This window comes from Vibrio glycogenivorans, from assembly GCF_051660965.1.
In the GTDB taxonomy this organism is placed as follows: domain Bacteria; phylum Pseudomonadota; class Gammaproteobacteria; order Enterobacterales; family Vibrionaceae; genus Vibrio.
This window is the reverse complement of record NZ_JBPVIS010000003.1, coordinates 174,310-196,588: the sequence shown is the minus strand read 5'-3', so window position 1 is coordinate 196,588 and position 22,279 is coordinate 174,310. Positions and strand designations below refer to the sequence as shown.

General features: G+C 48.0%; 16 protein-coding genes. 12 read left to right on the top strand and 4 right to left on the bottom strand.

Annotated elements, in window-relative coordinates:
* Window positions 1-138: 138 nt before the first annotated feature.
* Window positions 139-1,746, top strand: coding sequence for a sulfatase-like hydrolase/transferase (locus tag ACSTTG_RS09050; protein WP_438474550.1), 1,608 nt, complete (start codon window positions 139-141; stop codon window positions 1,744-1,746).
* A 78-nt stretch (window positions 1,747-1,824) separates the two neighbouring features.
* On the top strand, window positions 1,825-2,913 hold the full coding sequence (locus ACSTTG_RS09045; RefSeq protein WP_438474548.1) for a glycoside hydrolase family 117 protein: 1,089 nt from the start codon (window positions 1,825-1,827) through the stop codon (window positions 2,911-2,913).
* Between the two features lie 189 nt (window positions 2,914-3,102).
* Here the strand turns inward: ACSTTG_RS09045 and ACSTTG_RS09040 are convergent, their stop codons facing one another.
* Window positions 3,103-3,474, bottom strand: a complete 372-nt coding sequence (locus ACSTTG_RS09040) for a cupin domain-containing protein (RefSeq protein WP_438474547.1) — start codon at window positions 3,472-3,474, stop codon at window positions 3,103-3,105.
* Between the two features lie 56 nt (window positions 3,475-3,530).
* Window positions 3,531-5,897 (bottom strand): glycoside hydrolase family 2 protein, encoded by a 2,367-nt coding sequence (locus tag ACSTTG_RS09035; protein ID WP_438474546.1) that lies wholly within the window; start codon window positions 5,895-5,897, stop codon window positions 3,531-3,533.
* A 462-nt stretch (window positions 5,898-6,359) separates the two neighbouring features.
* On the opposite strand from ACSTTG_RS09035, the gene ACSTTG_RS09030 reads away from it, so the two are divergent.
* From ACSTTG_RS09030 to ACSTTG_RS08995, 8 genes are all read left to right on the top strand, one after another.
* Window positions 6,360-7,505: a CaiB/BaiF CoA transferase family protein gene (locus tag ACSTTG_RS09030; protein ID WP_438474545.1), complete on the top strand. Its 1,146-nt coding sequence runs from the start codon at window positions 6,360-6,362 to the stop codon at window positions 7,503-7,505.
* Window positions 7,502-8,653: a CaiB/BaiF CoA transferase family protein gene (locus ACSTTG_RS09025; protein ID WP_438474544.1), complete on the top strand. Its 1,152-nt coding sequence runs from the start codon at window positions 7,502-7,504 to the stop codon at window positions 8,651-8,653. The genes ACSTTG_RS09030 and ACSTTG_RS09025 overlap by 4 nt, the downstream gene beginning before the upstream one ends.
* Entirely contained in the window at window positions 8,650-9,435 is a 786-nt protein-coding gene (locus ACSTTG_RS09020) for an enoyl-CoA hydratase/isomerase family protein (RefSeq protein WP_438474543.1), read from the top strand. The genes ACSTTG_RS09025 and ACSTTG_RS09020 overlap by 4 nt, the downstream gene beginning before the upstream one ends.
* A gap of 15 nt (window positions 9,436-9,450) precedes the next feature.
* Window positions 9,451-10,905, top strand: a complete 1,455-nt coding sequence (aldA, locus tag ACSTTG_RS09015; RefSeq protein ID WP_438458781.1) for an aldehyde dehydrogenase — start codon at window positions 9,451-9,453, stop codon at window positions 10,903-10,905.
* A gap of 20 nt (window positions 10,906-10,925) precedes the next feature.
* The gene (locus ACSTTG_RS09010; protein ID WP_438474542.1) at window positions 10,926-13,775 is read left to right on the top strand and encodes a beta-galactosidase; all 2,850 of its coding nucleotides are present in this window, start codon (window positions 10,926-10,928) and stop codon (window positions 13,773-13,775) included.
* 412 nt (window positions 13,776-14,187) lie between these two features.
* Complete coding sequence (locus ACSTTG_RS09005) at window positions 14,188-14,652, top strand: outer membrane lipoprotein (RefSeq protein ID WP_438458783.1); 465 nt, start codon at window positions 14,188-14,190, stop codon at window positions 14,650-14,652.
* 444 nt (window positions 14,653-15,096) lie between these two features.
* Window positions 15,097-15,441 (top strand): hypothetical protein, encoded by a 345-nt coding sequence (locus tag ACSTTG_RS09000; RefSeq protein WP_438474541.1) that lies wholly within the window; start codon window positions 15,097-15,099, stop codon window positions 15,439-15,441.
* Window positions 15,442-15,666: 225 nt separating this feature from the next.
* A complete protein-coding gene (locus ACSTTG_RS08995; protein WP_438474540.1) occupies window positions 15,667-15,819 on the top strand; it encodes a hypothetical protein in 153 nt (50 codons plus the stop codon).
* A gap of 84 nt (window positions 15,820-15,903) precedes the next feature.
* Here the strand turns inward: ACSTTG_RS08995 and ACSTTG_RS08990 are convergent, their stop codons facing one another.
* The gene (locus tag ACSTTG_RS08990; protein WP_438474539.1) at window positions 15,904-18,300 is read right to left on the bottom strand and encodes an alkaline phosphatase D family protein; all 2,397 of its coding nucleotides are present in this window, start codon (window positions 18,298-18,300) and stop codon (window positions 15,904-15,906) included.
* Between the two features lie 714 nt (window positions 18,301-19,014).
* Here ACSTTG_RS08990 and ACSTTG_RS08985 point away from each other — a divergent pair.
* Together ACSTTG_RS08985 and ACSTTG_RS08980 are read left to right on the top strand one after the other, a co-directional pair.
* Window positions 19,015-20,949 carry a hypothetical protein gene (locus ACSTTG_RS08985; protein ID WP_438458786.1) on the top strand — a complete coding sequence of 645 codons (1,935 nt, stop codon included), beginning with the start codon at window positions 19,015-19,017 and terminating at the stop codon, window positions 20,947-20,949.
* 294 nt (window positions 20,950-21,243) lie between these two features.
* Window positions 21,244-21,387: a hypothetical protein gene (locus tag ACSTTG_RS08980; protein ID WP_438458787.1), complete on the top strand. Its 144-nt coding sequence runs from the start codon at window positions 21,244-21,246 to the stop codon at window positions 21,385-21,387.
* A 116-nt stretch (window positions 21,388-21,503) separates the two neighbouring features.
* On the opposite strand, the gene ACSTTG_RS08975 is transcribed toward ACSTTG_RS08980, so the two are convergent.
* Window positions 21,504-22,262: an SDR family NAD(P)-dependent oxidoreductase gene (locus tag ACSTTG_RS08975; protein WP_438458788.1), complete on the bottom strand. Its 759-nt coding sequence runs from the start codon at window positions 22,260-22,262 to the stop codon at window positions 21,504-21,506.
* Between the last annotated feature and the right edge of the window lie 17 nt (window positions 22,263-22,279).

Genomic DNA, 22,279 nt, shown 5'->3' with positions numbered 1-22,279 from the left:
ATATAAACAGACTAAAGATTTTGGTTCGTTTTTTACATGTGATATTTCGTTAATTATATTTAGTTTGTCGGTTTTTGTGCTTATTATGGCTAATAATCTATTAGTAAAATGCTATTATATATGTGGAGTTAAGAGTGTATGCGCTCAACAGTTGATCATAAGTTTTTGAACCGGACAGAACGAAAGCACGGTTATCAGGTATCACAGGTAGATCGTAAACCCAATATGATTCTGATCACTGTCGATATGATTTCTCCTGACTGCTACAAAAACGATCGACATCTATCCAAAGTGATACGAACGCCCAATATCGACTTAATTGCTGAGCAAGGGGTGAACTTTACTCAGGCGTATACCACCAGTCCTCTGTGTGGTCCTGCACGTGCGGCAATGTTCACCGGAATGCATCCGCCTTACTTGACTAATTCCGAGCGCGCACCGGTAGGGTGTAAAACCGACTTGAGTTGTGATGATGTGATTTTTCAGGATTATCTCAAGGCTGAGGGTTATACACTTAAGCATGCTGGTAAATGCCATGTTGGGGTCGAGAAGTTTATCGGCACCTTTGGCGAGAATGTTCACGCCTGGGATCGCTGGGGGCCACCGACGATGGATGATGATAGATACATCGACTATCTCGATTCAATGGGGGTGTTGCCGCCAAGGTATCGGCGTGAATTGACCGGCCTGCAAGCCGATCGCCAAACAAAAGCCAATTCGTTTGGTGGCTGGATTGAGCAAATCGATGGCTCAGACTTTCCTACACAAGCCCATTATTCGACCTTCTTAGCCGACTTGACCATTCGTCAAATCAAGGCGGCATTGCGTCAAGCACCAGACCAACCATTCTTTGCCCAACTGGATTTCTTCGATCCTCATCAACCATACTCGATACCCAGTGGTTTCGAGGCAAGATATCAAGCGATTAAAGCCGCGATAAATCTGCCTTATAGTTACGTCAATAGGAACAATGACGCAGAGCCTTCAGAGAGCACTATCTATCCTTTGTATCAGCGATACTGGGGAATGTACGACGATGAACTGGCTAAGGATTATATTGCTGCGCACTTATTACAGGTTGAAGTCGTCGATTGCGCCGTGGGGATTTTGATTGATTACCTGAAATCTGCCGGGCTTTGGGATGAGTGTGCGATAGTTTTTTCTGCAGACCACGGAGACATGAACACTCGACTTGGTTTAGCTGATAAAGGCGTCTATTTTCAACCGGATATATTCTCAGTGCCTTTATATATTAAGGCACCTAACTCTTATGGGCTGGTGGATAAGTGCGTTGAACAAACGTGCTCTTCGCTGGATATCGCACCAACTCTACTTGGTTTTGCTGGCATCAAAAAGCCGCTCAATATGGAAGGGTGCGACCTCATCCCTGTTGCCGTTGGAGCCGAGCGAGAGCCTTTGCAGCAAGTCTTTCAATTAGGCATGCATGTCGGCATGAATCTGGGCGCCGGGATTAAGATAGATGTTGGGCAGGAGCAATGGCTGTATGGCTACAATGCTTCAACAGGCTACCAAGAGCTTTACGATATTAATCAAGACACGCAGATAAACTATTTCTACGACAGTGAATACGACAATCTTCGCCAGATTGCCATCGACCAGATGGCTGATGTATTAACCAGCGATCCACGCTGGCGCGGATACTGGGCATCGTTTCGTTTGCACAATGCCGATTATTTGGACAAACAGGCGTGCGCTGACATGCAAATGTTGAAGCCGGCAGTATAGACGCACACTCTAAATAGCTAGACTGTTGGCTCTGTGGGTAGGAGTCGAGCCAACAGAGCTAACTATGACGAGGAAAGGATGATTTATTCACACAACAAGCGCAGCTTAGCCACTCTGCGAGCGATTGAACTTGGTTATGACCAAAGAGGCCCCGAGTGGCTTATCGAGTTCGATGTGTTGCCACTCAAAGGTGATTTTGCTAAGCAGGCTGGCATTTTTCGCCGCGACCCTAGTGCGATTATTCAACACGAGGGGCAATATCATTGTTGGTACACCAAGGAGGACCGGCAACCCAAACCACTCAAGGTTCGCCCGCACGACAAAGCTTTCCCTTACCAACAGGCTGTTGTGTGGCATGCGATCTCTGACGATGGTATTACGTGGAGTGAGCAAGGCGCAGCAATTGAGGTTGGTGAGCCCGGTCAATATGATGACCTAGCGGTGTCCGCGCCCGAAGTGCTGGTTTATGAAGATCGATTCTATCTGGTTTATCAGACTACAAGTACCCCTTGTACCCAAGGTCAATTTGTAGAGATTGGCCTGGCGTGGTCAGATTCGCCATTTGGCCCGTGGACCAAATTATCTGAGCCTATCCTAAGCCCACAGCGCGTCAGCGAGTGGCTTGGTGAAGAGGACAAGCGCTCTTTGGTCAAGTCCAAGGGCAGTTTTGATAGTCACAAGGTCTGTGATCCCTGCCTGATGGTCTTTCGCGACAAGTTTTACCTTTACTACAAAGGCGAGACTATGGGCGAGCAAATGAACATGGGTGGGCGCGAGACCAAGCACGGTGTTGCCATTGCCGATAAAATCTTTGGACCTTATGTAAAATCAGAGTATAACCCGATCTCCAACAGTGGTAGTGAGCTAGCCATATGGCTCCACAACCGCGGTATCGCCTCACTGATCACCGGCGAAGGCCCCGAAAAGAACACCATCCAATGGGCAGCCGATGGTATCAACTTTGACATTATGTCCTATATCAAAGGAACCCCAGAATCACTCGGGATCTATCGTCCACCATCAGATGACCAAGCGACTTTAGCCGATCCCGGCTTGCAGTGGGGCTTGTGTCACCAATATGACCTAGCGAATAAAGCCTACCATCTCTGCCGTTATCAGATCCGCCGGCAGGTGTTGGGGAAATATCAAAACCGCACCAAAGTCTAGGCTTTGGAGAGGCGAGAAGCGAGATCGCTGCGCTGCGAGAGGCGAGGGGGTGATCGTTGTAAGTGTTTATGCCTGTTAGGGTTTGTATCGCTACATTAATCCAACAACGCCCTTGCTTTGCGTTTGGGAACGAAGTCGTCTCCGCAAGCGATCTCCTCGCCTCTCGCCTCTCGATTCTCGCCTCTGCCTTTAATTATTGCGGCAGAACAAAATCTTACTAGCCTTGTCCCCAACCTGCCAAGCATGTGGCGTATTCGCTTCAAAAGTGATGGCGTCACCTGCTTTAAATTCTATCTGTGAGGTCTTTTCCTGGTTGTCTTTGGTGCCGGCGAATAGGGTGCCTTGGCCCTCGATGACATACGCTAACCAAGTGTTTTCATCGCTGTGCAGGGGAAACTCGGCGGCATTGGCTTCGATATCAAATACAAATATAAAGAACTTGTTGTCTTCAATAGCGAGTCCTTGCCAACCTGGGAAGTCTAGTGGTGTATATGCGGGTAGGGCTTTGCTGGTGAGGTAACTGCTGTGGTTATCCAAACTCATGGTGATATGTTGATTCATACTCTTATCCTTAATGAAAAAAAAGAGGCATTACTGCCTCTTTATTAGTGAACAAATTACTCGTAGTCCCACATCTCCGGCCAGTAGCGGTAGATACAGTGACCGTGGCGCTCTAGACGCTCTTGAGCCTCTGCAAGGAACTTAAGGCTCTGCTCTTTGGCTTGCTCTTGGTTGCCAATCAGCAGCACGTAGTGGTTGTTAGCAATCTCGACACCTTGTTGGTCTTTCAGTGTTAGAACCACCTCGAACTCTTTCTCGGCATCGCTTGGCACTAGCCACTCGATTCCAGCCAGTTGCGTCGCACTGTCGATAGCAACATCTTGAGTCAACTCACCTTTGCAACCAGTTGGTTTGCCTTGGTAGATCACTTCCCACTCAAGCGTGACGCCTTCAAGCGCATGCTGATAGTCGTTGACAATCCAAAGGTTTGCGTTGAATTTCGAGCCAGCATCCCAGCGGCGCTTGCTAAACTCAAGGCTTGGCAGCACTGGCTGATAGGTGCGTTTTAGGTAATCGAAGCTGATCTTCTTCTCACCGTAGAAGTCCACGACACCCCATTTGATGTCTGGCACATGGGTAATAAAGTGACACAGTGCCACACCACTCATCTTCGGCTTGCGGCGACGATAGGTTTCTAGCGCAAATTGAATCACGGTACCTTGAGCGATCTGCGTAGCTTCAACAAACTCCTCTAGTGAACCTAGCTTGTAGTCATTAAAGACTTCAAAGTTGAGGTTCTTAAGAATATCGATATCCGCCCAGTGGTATGCCCAGCTTGGACCCATTGGCCATAGCTCATTCTCAGGAATGAATTTCTTCAGGCTGTCGATGGAAGGCGCCGAGGCCGCGGTTAGCTCAGGAATAATACAGCAGTCGAGCGCTGGGTAGTATTCTTCCATAAACTCAGCGCCACCTTGGTAGTAGTGCTCGTTAGCATGGATTGACTCATGCGCTTTAAAGCCCATGTTTTGCGCTGACTCAGAGCTTAGCGGTGAAGCAAGTCCGTATGGAACGTCAGTGTGCTCAGCTACCGATTCGCCGATGATCTCCATCAGTTTCTTGTTACCGCTCTCTTCGTGTGCACCGGAGAAGAAGACCTCTTCACCCCCCATCCAGAAGATGTTCGATGGGTGGTTACGACGCTGCTTAACCGTCTCAACACACTCGTGCAGTACGCCATTGATGAAGGTCTCATCTTCAGGGTAGGCTTGAGTTGCCAGCGTGAAGTTGGTCCATACTGTGATACCTAGCTCGTCACACAGGCGATAGAAGTCAGGGATCTCAGGCGGGTGCCAGCCGAAGATACGCAGGTTGTTGATATTCGCTTCGCGCACCATTTCTAGGCGTTTTTCGTACTTCTTCAGGCTGTTCTGACCGTAAAGGAACGAAGGCTGACCACCCCAACAGGCTGAGCGCAGGAAGTGGCGCTTGCCGTTGATAAAGAAGGTCCAAGGGAACTCAGCTTCATCGCGGGTATAGCCCGGGTTGAAGTCCATGGTGACTTCACGCAGACCGATGGTTTCAGAGGCGACGTCTAGCTCAGTGCCATCTTGCTTAACGAACACATCGAGTGAGTACAAGTTTTGATCACCCATATCCCACGGCCACCACAGCTTGGCATCGTCAACATCAATCTGTGTTGTTACCTCATGCTCGCCTGGCGCAACGGTGAGTTTGGTTTCGCTGAAGTAGTCACCGGTTTCGCAGTTTTTACCGCGTAGGTGAGAAACCAAAGTGATTTCTTTAGCGCTGCTCTCGTGGTTGACAACGGTGTAGCTTGCATTGACTACGGCTTTGTCATCGCCCTGAACCTTCACATCAGTACGGATCTCAGATACGCGTACATTGTCAGTTGCTTCAACGCGGACAGGACGCCAGATACCAAACGGTACTAGGCCAGAGAAGTAGTCACCAGAGAAGTTAACTTTCTTACCGCCGCAGTTGCGGTAGTTCTTTGGCGGCGGATCAAGTTTAACCATCAGCATGTTTGAGCCATCGCGCCAATCGGCGAAGCTTGCACACTCAGTGATATCAAACTCAAACTCCGAGAACATACCTTCGTGCTTGCCTAGGTAATGACCATTGAGCCATACCTCACAGCTGTAATCCACGCCTTCAAAGACTAAGCGGATCTTTTTACCCTGCATTTCATCAGGCAACGCAAAGCGACGGCTATACCACCATTCATATTCTGCCGCCCACTTGGCGCGGTGCATGTTACGACCAAAATATGGGTCGTCAATTTCATTTGCTCGGTAAAGGTCGGTGTAGACATCACCCGGCACCTTAGCAAAGTTCCAACTAAAGTGCGTTCCTTGGTATTCCGCCGGTAAAAGGTGAAGTCCCTCGATGACGCCTTGGCCTGGGCGCATGCGCTCCATCTGCCAACGATCACCGCTTAAATCTAAGTTAATACGTGTCATACATCCTCCATAAGGTCGATACAAATACTATATTCAAATATGAATGTGTTATTCAAATGGAAATTTAACTAGTTGAGGTTATTTTGATCGCGATCTCACTTTGTCGTCAGTCACGGTTGAAATCCCGCTTATGTAACAAAAGTGTCGTCATATTTAGGATCAAAGCGAGGTAATTAGCTGTGTGGTCACAAATTTGAATCGTGCTTTTCTGTTTATCTTGACTATTTTGAAAAAAGTGGGTTTTAATTTATATGTGAATCCGATATTTATATATGGAATGATAATAATTGCGCTAATACGCCGAATATAGCCATGTCCGAATATGGTTATATGCGTAAGAGCCTCAAATTTGCTGGCACGGTAGACCTGAATGGTAACGGCCACCTAATTACGACCCTAGGTGGTACAGGTGCTACCGTGTCGGCAAGCTAAAAGCACAATTACTTCTGAGGAAGTCAAACTATGAAAAAACCGTTAGAAGGAATAACGGTATTAGAGTTCAGCCAGTCTATGTCTGGACCCTACGCAGGTCTTCGCCTTGCAGATCTCGGTGCTCGGGTGATTAAAATCGAGCAGCCGAAATATGGCGATGCGTGTCGCCAACTAGCGACCAAGGGCATGTGGGCGAATGGCGATAGTGCGTTGTTTCATACTGTTAACCGCAATAAATCGTCGTTTGCCGCCGATTTGAATAATCCTGACGACATTGAGCTTATCAGGAAGCTGATCGGCAAAGTGGATGTGATCACCCATAACTTTCGTCCTGGGAAAATGCAGTGTTTAGGGCTTGACTTCGACACCATCAAACAGCTCAACCCAACATTGGTTTATGCCCAAGTCAGTGGTTATGGTGAAGAAGGGCCATGGCGCACTAAGCCTGATCAAGATTTGCTTGCTCAGGCCATGTCAGGTTTGACATGGTTAAGCGGCGATCAAGAGCAACTGCCGATCCCATTTGGCGCTGCGGTAGCGGATATTCTGTGTGGGACGCACCTTGTCCAGGGCGTCCTTGCTGCCTTGGTGCGCAGACGTCGCACCGGTGAGGGGGCCAAGGTTGATGTCAGCTTGATGGAATCGGTAGTGGATTTCCAATTCGAGGGACTCACTGCTTACCTGAATAATGCCGATTTCGCCCCGGTGCGCAGTAAAGAATCCAACGCTCATGCGTATTTAGGTGCCCCGTATGGGATTTACCAAACCAAAGATGGCAACATTGCGCTAGCAATGGGTGACCTTTCACAGCTTAACACGGTGTTAAATAGCGTAGAGCTTGAGCCTTACTGTCAAGGTGAAAGGTATTTCACCGAGCGTGACGAGGCGAAAGCGATCATTGCCAAAGTGCTCAAAGCACAGTCTTCAAGCTATTGGTTAACACGCCTTCAAGATATTGGTTTCTGGTGCTCAGATGTTTATGACTACCCACGCTTGATGGCCAGCGAGGCTTACCAAGCGTTGGATATGGAATTAGTGTTGGCTCGAAATGAGCAGACACAAATCCGCACCACGCGCTGCCCAATTCGCATCAATGGCCAGGTGATTAAATCTGACAAGCCGGCTCCGCGCCTTGGTCAAGATAACCTATCAATTATCGAGGAGTTTGGGTTATGAATTTACCGTTAGAGGGCATTACCGTTCTCGATTTCACCCAACTCTTGTCTGGTCCTAGCGCGTCAATGCGTTTGGCAGACCTAGGTGCTCGCGTGATAAAGGTAGAGCAAGCTGGCAAGGGGGACTTATCGCGCCATCTTTACGGAGAGTCTTACCGCCTTTGCGGAGAGTCATCGTTTTACCAGGCGATCAATCGCAACAAAGAGAGTGTCGAGCTAGACCTGAAAAGTTCTCCTGATGACCAGCAGTTGGCCAAAGAGCTTGTCAAACAGGCGGATGTGGTGCTGCACAACTTTAGACCTGGCGTGATGACACGCTTAGGCCTGGATTATCAGCAAGTCAAAACCCTTAATCCTGACGTGATTTATGGGGCGATCTCAGGCTACGGGACGCAGGGACCATGGCGTGACAAGCCAGGGCAAGATCTGCTGCTGCAAGCCTTATCAGGATTAGCCTGGCAAACCGGCAGCGACCAAGACGGCCCAGTGCCAATGGGACTAGCGATTGCCGATATGCTCGCTGGCGGTCAGTTGGTGCAAGGTATTTTGGCAGCACTGGTGTCCGGTGAGAGCACGCTAGTCGAAGTGAGCATGCTTGAGGCCATCTTAGATTTTCAGCTCGAGCCACTGACCTTGTACTACCAAGATGACCAGCCCGTGGTTCGCGGTGAGGTGAATGGTGCGCACCCGTTAGTGGCGGCGCCTTATGGTCTCTATCAAACTCAAGACGGCTACATGGTGCTGGCGATGGGCTCAATAACCAAATTGGGTCACCTCCTTGAGTCTCAAGAGCTGCTAGCATTTCCTGACCCTAGCGAATGGTATCCACGCCGTGATGAGATTAAAACGATTATTCGTGAGTTTCTGCTAACTGAAAGCACAGCGCATTGGTTAGCCATTCTAGAGCCAGCTGATATTTGGTGTGCTGAGGTGCTCGATTGGCAGCAAATGCTGGCCCACGATGGGTTCAAGATCCTTAACATGCTGCAGACGGTCGAGCTGAGCGATGGCCAGAGTTACCAGACCACCCGCTGTCCAATTCGCATTGATGGTCATGTCTTTACCAGTCCAAAAGGCGCACCAAGTTTAGGTCAAGATAATCAGACAATTCGCGCTGAATTTTCAACAAAAATAGAGGAGGTAATATGAGTCAACAACCTTGGGTGACTTATTGTCACGATAATCGTGTTGGTGTGATCACCCTGAATCGCGCCAAAGCCAATGCTTATGATCTCGAGTTTGTCACTCAGTTTGCACAAGCACTCGAGCAAGCGGAGCAAGACTCGCAGGTTAATGCGGTGGTGATTCGCAGCGCACTCGAGCGCTTCTTTTGCGCCGGTGCAGATATCAAGGCGTTTCAGGCCAACTCAACCGAAGATAATCAGCGCATGGTTGACCAAGCGCGTCGCAATATGGCGACGATAGAGGCAAGTAATAAGATTTATATCGCGCAAATCGAGGGACATACCCTGGGCGGCGGACTTGAGATTGCAATGAGCTGTGATGTGCGCTTTGCAGCATCGGGTAAATACTATTTCGGTTTACCAGAGATCAAGCTTGGCCTGATCCCAGGTAATGGTGGAACTCAACGCTTGCTGCGATTAGTTGGTGCAACACGCGCGCTGGAACTATTAGCCACCGGGGAGAGCTTCACTCCAGAGCAGGCTGAACAATGGGGATTGGTCAATCGACTCTATCAGCCAGAGCAACTGTCTGATGAGGTGGTCGCCTATGCCAAAGCCATTTCAGCAGGCCCTGCCTTAGCCGTCGCAGCGACTAAGCGCGCGATACAGGGTGGGGTGGCGCTATCGCTTGAGAAAGGTCTTGAGCTTGAAAAATCGCTTGCAGATGAGCTCTATGACACCCATGACGCCGATGAAGGCTTTAAAGCCTTTGTTGAAAAGCGTGAACCAGTATTTTTAGGGAAATAAGAAACGGTAATCAATATGACTAATAACGTGAAACACTACCCTTGTTTTATCCATGGTGAATGGGTAAATGCCTCAAACGGCAAAACCTTTGATGTGATTGATCCGGCGAACGAGACGGTTTGGGCAACCATCCCAGATTGTACTCAAGAGGATGTTGAGCAAGCGATGCAGAGTGCGCAGCAGGCGCAGCGCGCCTGGCAGATGCTACCAGCGATTGAGCGCGGTCGTTACCTGCTTAAGCTGATTGAGGTAATGAAGCCCAAGCGCGATCACTTTGCTCACCTGTTGGTCAAAGAGCAGGGCAAAACCTTACCTGAAGCCTACGGTGAATTCGATGATACTTTGAACTATATGACGTATTCCGCTGAGGCTGCGCGTCGTATTCATGGTGAAATCGCACCTTCTGATGCCGCCAACGAGCAGATCTATATCAACCGCGTGCCTTACGGGGTGACACTGGGCCTATGTGCTTATAACTATCCGCTTGCTTTGATTGGTCGTAAGATTGGCCCGGCCTTGGTTACTGGTAACACCATGATTTTGAAAGCACATGAGGCAACGCCAGTGACTGCGTCGGAGTTCTGTAAGTGTGTCGAAGAAGCGGGTATCCCTGCGGGTGTGATTAACTTGGTCAGTGGCGCGGGCATTGATGTCAGCTCTTGGCTAGTCACTCACCCCTTAACGCGTCTAGTGTCGCTAACCGGAAGTACGCGCGCGGGACAGGCCATTTACAAAGCATCGTCTGACAACGTGTCTGGCCTAGTCTTAGAGCTCGGTGGTAAAGCGGCGTTTATCGTCATGGAAGATGCCGATATCGACAAGGCCGCTGAGGCGGCGGTGATTTCTCGCTATGCCAACTGTGGACAGGTATGTATCTGTAATGAATTGGTGCTGGTTCATGAGTCGGTTGCCGAAGAGTTCACCGCTAAGGTGCTAGAGCGAGTGAAGCAAATTCGCGTTGGCGATCCGATGACCGATGTTGATATGGGCCCGAGTGTTACTCAGGCCGGCCTAGATCGCGTTGCGACTATGGTTGAGCTTTCGGTGGCGCAAGGTGCCAAGGTTGAGATTGGTGGTGGACGCCCTGAGGGCGAGCAATTTACCAAAGGGCACTGGTTTGCACCGACCGTTCTGACTAATGTCACGGCAGACATGCCGATTGCAGCGGAAGAGCTGTTTGCCCCTGTAATGCCAATCATCAAAGTGTCTAGCCTCGAAGAAGCGATTGAAATTGGTAACAACCGTGAGGAAGGCCTGTCGTCTTACATTTACACCAGCGATATCAATAAGATCATGAAGACCATCAATGAGCTTGAGGTCGGCACGGTGTTTGTTAACCGTATGATCACGGGCAATGTGCAAGGCTATCACTCAGGACATAAGCGCAGTGGCATAGGTGGTGAGGATGGTATTCATGGCATTGAGAACTACCTGCAAAAACGCGTTGTGTACTGGAGCTATGACGCGTAAGGCTTTTAAAGGAGATAGGGATGAAATTAAATGTAGTGACCCTAGCCATTGCAGCGAGTTCAATGGCGTTGTTTGGGTGCTCTAATGAACCTAATGGCGCTTCGACGCAATCATCGGGTTCATCTCAAGTCAAACAGGTTGAGGAGAACCTGTTTGCTAACCATAAGACAGGACACGCTAAAGCGAAAGCGATTAAGGTCGGTGGTGCCTCACAGCTAGAGGTGAAGTTTGATGCGGTATCAGATGCCGACAAGTACACCTATTGGCCGCATATTCGATTTGCACCGCAAGATGGACAGTGGAACTGGAACGACAAGGGCAGTTTGGTGGTGGATGTCAAAAACCCCTCACAAGAGCAGCCACTGAGCCTAGTGCTTAAATTATCAGATAGAGTCGGGATGGTGGGATCAGCCGACAATGCTGTTAACTATGCAGTACAGCTGCAGCCGGGTGAAGACCGCAGTGTCGAGCTGATCTTTAATGGCTCGAAGCGAAAAATGCCGGGCTATTTCGGTGGTGAGAAGCTGGACCTGACTAACTTGAGTGAACTCCAGGTTTATGTTCAAGGCCCAGCTGATGCGCAAACCGCTATATTAAGTAACTTTGAACTGGTTGATGCGACTGGCGACTTTATTGCTCAGCAAGCACAAACTTTTGATGTTGGGCCGATCCCAACTATCAAGAGCTTGAGTCAATTTGAAAACGGTAACCTCGATATTGTCAGCTCCAAGCTCAACCCAGGCACTCAAACCAAGTTAGTCAAGGGGACCAACCAAGACCAAACGCTAGAGGTAATGTTTAGTCAGCAGTCCGAATACCCTTCGGTGGCCTTTAGACCTGCGACTCCTTGGAACTGGAGTGATGTTGAGTCATTTAACTTAGCGCTAGACATCGAAAACCCAACCGATGATCCTGTGCAGGTCTACGTACGAATCGATCAAGCCGAGCACACCACTCTAGGTGGCAGCGCTGATGGTGTTGTGGATAGTATGGTTGGCTCGATGGCAATCGCACCCAACTCAGACTCGACGTATTACATGGCCCTTTCTAAGCCAAGTCAGGATGCAGTAACAGGGATGCGTGGCGAGCCACCAAGAGCGAACTATAACGGGCAAGCCATCACCTATTCATGGGGAGAGCAAGACCTAACCAAGCTTGATAATATTCATACCGTGCAGCTGTTCTTGATGTCGCCCAATAAAGACTACAAGCTGCTGGTCAATGGTCTGCGTTTGGTTCCCGATCTGGTCTCAGATACGACTCGTTTCAAGGACATTATCGATGAGTTTGGTCAGTTTACCGGCTCTGACTGGTCTGAAAAGGTCAACAGTCAGGAGGAGTTGCGACGTCAAGGGATGGACGATTTTGCCCGTCGCGGCACCGTTGCCAATAACCCGGGCCGCAGTGCTTATGGTGGTTGGTCTGATGGACCACAGTTTGAAGCCACGGGCTTCTTCCGTGTCGAGAAAACCAACGGTCAGTGGAATATGATTGACCCAGATGGCTATCTGTACTTTATGACTGGTATCGACAATCTGCGTACGACAGATACGATGACCATAACTGGGGTTGATTTTACCGATCCTGATGCGCGCGCTGGGGGAGAGGTGAAGTCAGAGCTGCGTCGCTCGATGTTCAGTTGGCTGCCGGAAGACGACTCAAAGCTTGCACAAGCCTATGATTACGTGCCCTTTGTACATAAAGGTGCGGTTGAGAAAGGCGAGGTGTTTAGCTTCTACCTTGCTAACTTGATGCGTAAATATGACGTAGACACTCCGCAAGAAGCACTGGAAATCTGGCAAGATGTCTCGCTCGATCGCATGCTCGATTGGGGCTTTACCTCGCTCGGAAACTGGGCTGACCCATCGTTTTATGGCAACGAGCGCGTGCCTTATGTGGCCAATGGCTGGACGATGTTTGGTGGTGAGTTCAAAGGCATCAGCTCAGGTAATGATTATTGGGGACCAATTCCAGATCCGTTCGACCCTGATTTCGTCCAAGCGGCAAAAAATACCGTGGATAAGATCGCAACCGAGGTTGATGTGGACGACCCATGGCTGATTGGTGTGTTTATTGACAACGAGATGAGCTGGGGTAACACCGCTAATGAAGCCAACCGATATGGTATTGTGGTCAATGCGCTGAGTTATGATAGCGCAGACAGCCCAGCCAAAGAGGCTTTGGTTAGCCACCTCAAGCAGCGTTATGGTACGGTTGCGAAGCTTAATCAGAAGTGGGGCGTTGACGTCGCAGATTGGGCAAGTTTTGCTAAGGAGTACGAGTATCGTGGTCGCTTAAACCCAGCCATGCGTGAAGATTACGCTGAAATGCTTGAACTGATTTCAGCGCAGTACTTTGCCGTGGTAGAGCAAGAGGTGAAGCGAGTACTGCCTAACCACATGTACATGGGCGCGCGCTTTGCCACTTGGGGCGTAACACCGGAAGTGGCCAAAGGGGCAGCACCGCATGTCGACATCATGAGCTACAATCTCTACGCAAATGACCTCAACTCGAAAGGGGACTGGAGCCGTTTGCCAGAGCTCGACAAGCCTTCGATGATTGGTGAATTCCACTTTGGTTCGACAGATACTGGCCTGTTCCACGGCGGTATTGTGACCACAGCTAACCAGCAAGAGCGGGGTGAGATGTTCACTCAGTACATGGACTCAATCCTTGAGAACCCATACTTTGTTGGCGCGCACTGGTTCCAATACACCGATTCGCCAGCGACAGGTCGAGCTTGGGACGGTGAGAACTACAACGTCGGCTTTGTTACCGTGACGGATACACCGTATGAAGCGCTGGTGGAACATGCCAGAGCCTTTAATCAAACCATGTACGAGAAACGCTATAAGCTGACGCAGCGTTAACGGCGGTAAATTACTCCGTTTACTTGTCGGTGTATTTGGTTTACAACTGGGGATATAAATCGGTGCTATTATTAGCACCGATTTCCTTGCTGAAATACGCTGACAAAAAACTCGTTTTATTTTTGCTTGTTAAATGTGATATGTTTTTACTTTATTTTTGGTTGTAATTCAATTGAATGTTGATTCGAGTTGATATGAAGAGGGTAGCTGATGGTTTTAATTGCAAAGCTGTTATTTGCTCAAGGGGGTTTGTAATCTGAAAGTATAGAATCCTATCAGTATTCTCAGTTTGCGAACGTAATATCTCAGTCGTCAATATGCATATAAATGCTAAGAGTAAGTCAAGAGTTGATGTTTGCTACTATACTTAACCCTGTGGTTGAATTCTCAAAGTGGAATTTCTGGGGGGAATATGAAAGTACTACATTTTTTGCTTGTTTTCTTCGGCGCCTTAGTCCTTGCGAGTTGCGCGAGCAACCCATATGGTGATGCATACAATACGTCTTCAACGAGAACCATTCAGCAGGTGAGAACAGGCGTTATTCAGCAAACAGAGCCTGTAACGATTGATGGCGATAGTAATGTTATCGGCACCGTTGCCGGTGCAGCGATTGGGGGGATTTTAGGCTCTAGCATCGGGGGCGGGAAAGGCTCTGATATTGCAGCAGTCGGTGGCGGTGTTATCGGAGCTGCTGCCGGTAATAAGGCATCACAAGCCATCAGTCGCAAAAATGGTGTTAACCTGACGATCAAAATGGATGATACCGGAGAGGTGATTGCTATTGTCCAAGAAGCCAACCCGAACATGATCTTCTCCGTGGGTCAGAGGGTCCGGGTAAATATTGATGGAAGGACTGCGAGAGTGGTTCCTGAGTAAAGGTGAAGTCATGCAATTAACCACTGAAAGCGGTAAAGTTCCGGTTTGGTAGTTTAATATTTATCGAGATCTTTTCGCTTTCAGTTCATCGTTATGATGTTTGTGCCTAGTGATTACACTTAGCGTTTTATTTTTACACCTTGCTAGAAATTTTGGTGAGCGTGTCATTAGGTACCCATAAATAATATATCTAGTGATAATAATGGTGATGGAATTACTTATTATTTTTGATGCTGAGCTTGGTATCCTGTTTACAGCATAGCTAAAACATGCAGTGGCCCACCAATTTTTATAATGATTATCATAAGAAAATATGTGATAGGTGAGTCGCATATTACTGTTTACCATTGTGCAAGAACCGATATTATCAGCTTTAGTTAGTACTATTAGCTAAAGTTAGTAATGACCCTGAGATAAAGTAAATTCAAACGAGAGGAGGCGATGATGAAAAAGCTTTTTACCGACGCACTTTTGCAAGCCAACGCCGCTTATCCAGATAGCGAAGATTCTTCATCCCTCAAGGCTATAGTTGAACTTGCCCTATCTTTTAACCCCTCAGAGCTAGCCGATGATCAAGCCCGCCTCAAACTCGCCGTATTGAAGGCAGAGACAGCACTTTTAGAGCTTGAGATCTCGGGAGGCCAACCGACGAACGAGCAGCTTTGTCAGCTTTACGCCACTCTCAAGGAGCTATGCACGAGCCAGTGCCTGAGCCTAATCCAGTCGTCTTATGCGCTATCGGAAGTCCACCGAGAGCCAGTCAAAAAACCACACGAAACCGTTCATTAGCACTGCCACTGCAATCGCTCGAGCATTACACGAAGTTAAGGCTTCAAGAGCTAAAGCTGTAGGTTCCTATTTTTCATCCAGTGCTGTGCTCAAGGAAAACCGGCATCACAAATTTTATTATGATTTATATCAATAACCACCATGGGGGGTTGATGTAGCCTTCTGCGCGTTCAAAAACTGGTCACAAAGATTTTATATCGAGTGAAAATTAGAGGATAGATCGCAGTGAAGAAGCTAATGACCATCGCATTATTATCAGTGTTGGCGACAGGTTGTACATCAAGGATCCAGTCATTGCCAATGTATGAGCAGACAACTGAGGCGCAGCGAAATGAGCACGCTATGGAGCATTTGCGTCAACTAGACTATCTGCAATAAGCGGATATTTTGTGTTGACCGTAAAAAAGCCAGTAGATGTCATCTACTGGCTTTTAATGTGAATCATCGGTTAGCTAGTGCCGTTTAGCCGATGATGTTTTCACCACGGTTTTCTTTTTGTGCAATGGTTACCGGCCAGCCGTCATAAATGTTGTCAGCTGTTGGGTCGGTTACATCCGCTAAGAATTTATACGCAGTGACAGTGTAAGTCAGCGCTTGGGTGTCAAAGTTAATCACACCAAAACCACTGCCTTTTTGCTGAGCGCGAACGTAGCGGTTGCGTCCTTTTGGTTTATCTGGGTTGGCACAAGCGTACACGTAGTTAAATGAACCGAACGAATCTAGACACTCACCTGTGTGTGGCAAACCGTGCTTGGGAATATTCTCAAGAGGAATGCCCATTTGCTCTGGGAACCAGAAACGCTGCCAACCCGCGGCGATAGCCGGTACCGCGAAACACCAGTTACTGTCACGCTGCTTTTCAACGCCGTATTGTGACAGAGTGGCTAGGTGAGTATCACCGGCAATTTGTAGTGCCATACAGTCACGCATGATACCCACCGCCTTGTTCTTCGGTTGAATTGGCCAGCCGTTACCATCGAAGTCGTACTTCATGTAGCGGTCAATTTTACCATTGTGGGTGTTGATGTTAGCCATAATGGTTTGGCTTAGTACTGCTTTAAGTGCGTGGTTATCCCAGTCCTTACTCCATTTCTCCAAGAAGGCCTCCTGCGTTGGACCCAGAAGCTCCAAGCCTGGTTGGTCAAGCTCTTTGTTGATATACAGTGGGTGCTCGTTATGACCAGTACCACCGTGAACCGCACCGACGCGATTTGGACCACTCTTGAACTGTCGGTCAGAAAGAATGGCAAAGCTAACACCACCGTAAACCAGGTCACCAAAGTAGGCTGAGATACCATTTGAGGACTCATCTGGATACGCGTTGTATGGCGCTGGGTGATGTGACGCGTGCGTCTTATGCACCGTATTAACCAACAGCGGTGTTTGAATATACCCAGGAGTGATTGACGCGCTAGGGTCTTTCTTAGCCGCTTCTTCTTCCATCAGCAAGCCGCCTTCACCCCAGAAGTTACCTTGCAGGATGTCATGATCATCAGGGATACAGATGGTCGGGCGATCGCGCATCGACTCTCTAAATGCCCAGCCAAATTGATAGTATTTACGCAGGTAACATAGAATAGCTTTGTCTTCAGGTGCACGAACCACACCGTAACCACCATGGCTCTCATACAGTTGGTCACCAGAGAAGAACAAGACATCAGGGTCGGTTGCCACAACGTTTTTCACTAGAGGCTCATAAGGGTAAGCGTAGTCATTCTGACAGGTGAACGCAGCCATTTTGAGCTGCTTGCCTTTTGGCTCTGCACGCACAATACCAGTCCAAACATCAGGCGTTTCTGTACCATCTTTGTGTTTTTCGAAGTAAACCGCTCGGAACTCACGCTCTACCTCGTTATCCCAGTTAGGCACGCTAAAGTTGGCGACCCAGCCATGAGGGTCAAGTTGCGCCTTAGCATAGGACTTCCAATCCGCGCCATCTTTAAACTGCAGTTCAACAAACTGGTTGGCTTTATCGCCCATAGGGGCAGTCAATACACTGAGGTTCATGACATGACCATCAGAGCTGCGAGAGTCACTCAAGGTGTACATTGACCATAGAATCGGACCAAAGCGCTGCTCTTCTTTCTCTGAGAAACCTTCACCGCTTAGGGCAAACTCGCTGAAGCGGTAGCGACAGCCTTCTTGCTCGCTAGATTTAGCCGGACCCCAAGTCGAGCCAATTCTGAAGTTACTCACGACGCCCACGTTACCAATTAGGCGGTCGTTAGGTACGATTTCAGTCAGTTTAGCAATCTCTTTGCCTGTTTCTTGAAGGGTCGCTGTCAACTCAAGCGTCATCGCGCCCGCAACCTGTGTCCCCTTGAGGTTAAGCAATACGTCTTTGTTATCAATGTTTTCACTGATGTTTTTCACACCACGACCAAGCACGAGTCTTTGCTGAATGATACCTAGATCGTAGCCACGTTGAACAAAACAGTTGCTGCGGTACTCATTGATATCACTTTTTGCCCCAAGGCGAAGGCCGCCACCACCATCATTATCGGTTTTTTCTACTCGACGAACCACAACCGAAACATTGAAGCCCTTATCTGGATTAGTCAGTTGATGGGTAAGAGAATGAACGCTGCGGTTACCGCCCAAGCTGTTGACTTCAACACCGCCATCTTTCACTTCCCAATCTTCCATTGGGTTTGCCCAATACTTATTGCCAACCCAAACGCGGTCATGCGTGTTTTGCCATGGGTCTTTTTGGGTCTTATTCAGAAGGGTGGCGGGTGCTGCCGTAGACGGCTCTTCTACTGCGGCGATCGCAGTGCTTTTACATGCCGCTACACCGCCAGCTACCATACCTGAGGCAAGAAGCTTAAGTGTATGTCGTCTTGAAACTTTACTGACCATAAGGAGAATCCTTTAATACATCGTTGGAAATAGAAGCGAAGTGTTCAAGATTCAAACAGTTTCAATAGGCCTATGAAATAATCTGAAATCGGGAGCAACCTCGGAATGTTTTTTATGCTACATGGTGGGACAATTAAATAAATACGATAAACACAATCAAATGATGTAAAAAACGAAATAGGCTTAATCCCTATTTCAATAATTTAAGTTATGTCACATTACAGAAAATTTAAATAGGATTTTTAACCCAAGAATCACTTCATTTTTGACCGATTAAGACGATTCGACGCCACTAAGATCGACACTCAAAAAGCAGGGTAAGATCACAAAAAACGAGTCTTGTTGATCTGGTTAACAGATGTGGCAGTTTTTGGTTTACCTTTGTGGCGATGGTTATATAAACTGGTTTAAACAATTTGATGGCGTTGGCATGAATTCAGGTTGCATGTGTGCTACACACCTGAGTAATGATGTGGGTTACCGAGTATTGTCTGGTATTAAGGTTGTTTGGTTGACCACGAAGTGTTTGATTGTCTCGGCGAGGTAGCTTTTGGGTGGATTTATCGAGAAATGTTGGCGAGCTATCACCTCGAAACTATCGCCTCAAAGCTATCGTCTTAGAGCTAGGGTTTCAGCGTGACGGAGCGCTTTCGCCGGTGAAGATTGTTGTCTGTTAAATAATGTGAAAATAAAACTAGCTAAGGAAGAAATTATATGAAGGCTGCGTCTAAATCGCTTTTATTAGCGAACGCCCTACTTATTTCAGGCTACGCTGTTGCAAGTTCGCAAGTGTTTGTTGACCTTAATGTAGAGCATGAGGTTGGTGGCATTTCTGAATTTGATCGTAGTAAATATATCGTTATGCATTCAAAAGTTACCGAGCCAGACTGGCGCGGTGAGGATGTTAAGCTTCAATATTTACTTGATGACTTGGATGTATATTTTGGGCGCGATAATGGCACCATGCCGCTGCGTGCTACGCTCGTCGACCAAGACCCAAATCGTCCAGGCTACGCTGACCCGAAAAGCTTGGCAGAGCTCGGCAAGCACCATCGTCTTGAAACCTATGGTAAGCAACTGGCGAAGCACCACAAGTATGATGACCGCTTTGAGGTCATGATCGGCGGACAAACGCACCAGTTCTGGATTGGTGAGCACACCGGAAAGGGTGGCTGGACATTTAAAAACACCGATGCAGTCGGTGAATTTATGGGTAGATTCATTAACGAGTTTTATCGTGAGGATGATGAAGATCCATCCAAAGGTCACAAACGTCCGAAGTATGTTGAAATCCTCAATGAGCCCCTCTACGAGTTAGTGACAGTCCACGGTAATGACCCAATCGATACCTTTATTTACCATAATGAAGTGGCAGAATCATTCCGTAAGCACGTCAAAGATGACTCTGTGATGATTGGCGGCTACACCACAGCATTCCCATGGTTTGATGATCGCAACTTTGATCGTTGGGAAGAGCGCATGAAGCTGTTTATCGATACCAGCGGCGAGCACATGGACTTTATGTCGATTCACCTGTATGACTTTGGTTACCTTGGCCGCGACAAGGGTGAGGTGAACTTCCGTGGTGGTCGTATCGAAGCCACTATGGATATGATGGAGCAGTATCAATACCTACAATTGGGTGAAGTGAAGCCGTTTATGATCTCTGAGTACGGCGGTCGTGACCATAAAACCGAGAAAGAGACTTGGTCAGCACGCAACGACTGGCAAACCATGCGATCGTTTAGCTCGATGATGATGCAGTTTATGGCCAAGCCGGATCAGATCCTTAAAGCGATTCCATTTAGTTTGACTAAAGCGGAGTGGCACGGCGAGGAGGGTCGTAACTACCCATGGCGTATTATGCGTCATAACGACGAGAAGAAAGGTGAGAAGGGTAGTCACTACATCTACACCGATATCATCAAGTTCTATGAGTTGTGGTCTGATGTCAACGGTACGCGTGTCGATACTAAATCGGTTGATAAAGATATCATGGTCGATAGCTACGTTGATGGTAACAAGGCTTATGTTGCTATCGCGAACGTATTGAATCAGCCTGCTGAAGTCTCGGTTAATCTGCTTAATGTCCAAGGTGCTGAATTCGAGAGCTTGAAGGTTAAGCAACTGCACTATGTTGATGGTGAGATCAAGCTGACCGAGACGTCTTACACCAACAAGCCTGAGAAGCTAGCAATCGATCCTGAAGGCTCAATGATCCTTGAGTATGTGTTCAAGAACCCAATTGAGATTGAAGAGAAGTCGGTTGAGCGTAAGTACTACGCGACCAGCTACCATCAGCCAATTAAGAAGAACCAGGCGATCAACTTTAACATCAACGATGTTCAAGCCAATGAGTTTGGTGAAGCGGTACTTCGTTTAAGCTTCGGACGTAAGCACAACAAGTCTCAAAAACCAGTCGTGACGTTCAACGGTACGCAACTAGAGCTACCAGCGAAACACACCGGTGATGGACAGGAACATCGTCCTCAATTCTTTAGCATGCTAGAGATTGATGTGCCAAACGAGCTACTGAAAAAGAACAATGAAATTGCGATTACGTTCCCAGATCGTGGTGGCTTTGTGACCAGTACTACGCTGCAAACGTTCGAGTTTAGTTCAGACGTGCGCAAACTGGCTAAGCGCTAAACGCCATTTCGCAAGACTAAAGGCAAAGGCTAAACCCTTTGCCTTTTTTTATGACTTACAGATGTTTAGGCGCAGGCTCAGTGACTCAATTGCTCACCTGCATTTCATGTGATCGATTCGAGGTTATTGAGTAGCGTTAAAATCATCGCTTGCGTTTCACTTTGCAAGAAGCATGTTCACTGTCACAACAATGAATACTCACCCTAATTCAATGTTCAACTTGCACCGCAAGTGCGTTGTTACGTGGGGGTAACGGTATACTGAAAACAGATGTTAGTTATTGGGAGTATCACGATGTTATTAGCTATTCTTCACAAAGTTTGGATGATTGTTATTGCCTGGAAATATGCCTCGATTGCGGCGGTGATTGGTTTGGCGTTTAGCAACGGTGTCTTTGCTGCAGAACTCTTGCTAACTGGTAATGAGAGTTCAGATTAACCTAGATATTTCTTTGCTAGAATAAGCTTAAATTAAAAAAACGGCAGGTTGCCGGAGTTTGATGAGAAGAAACAACGCACCTTAAATATAAGGTGCGTTGTTATTTATGGTTGGTATTAAGCCTTGACGACTTTAAAGTTGTCCCACGCCTGGCTGGTTGGCATGACCTCAATATTATTGATATTGATGTGGCTTGGCTGCTCGGCTATCCACAGCATAATGTCGGCGATGTCTTCGGGTTGCAGTGGGTTGGTGCCATTATAAATCTGGTTGTATTTGTCTTGATCGCCGTTAAAGCGGACTAAGCTGAATTCGCTCTCTGATAAACCCGGCTCAAGGCTGGTGACACGCAAACCAGTGCCTGCAAAGTCTGAGCGTAGATTACGCGAAAACTGTGCGACAAACGCCTTGCTCGCTCCGTAAACGTGTGCGCCAGGGTAGCACCAATTGGCGGCGATGCTCGCAAGGTTGATAATGGTTGCTTTCGGCTGCTTGAGTAGGGTAGGCAGCAGCGCGTGAGTGACATTAACCAACCCGGTGACATTGGTGTCTATCATGGTGTGCCAGTCATCAAGGCTGGCTTGATCGGCAGGGCTTGCGCCTAAGGCCAGTCCGGCATTATTGATCAAGATTTCAATATTTCTAAACTCAGCCGGCAACATCTCGATGACGTCGGTCACGTCCGATTGATTGCGCACATCCATACTGGCAATGTGTACCCGGCAGTATTGTCCAAGTTCATCAGCCAGTGCTTCCAAGCGTGATTGACGTCGACCGGTTAAGATCAGTTGATAGCCTTGCTCACCAAAGCGACGTGCAGCCGCTTGACCAAAGCCAGAGGTGGCACCAGTAATAAATACGCTGGGTGTAGTCATAGTTAATATCCTTATCG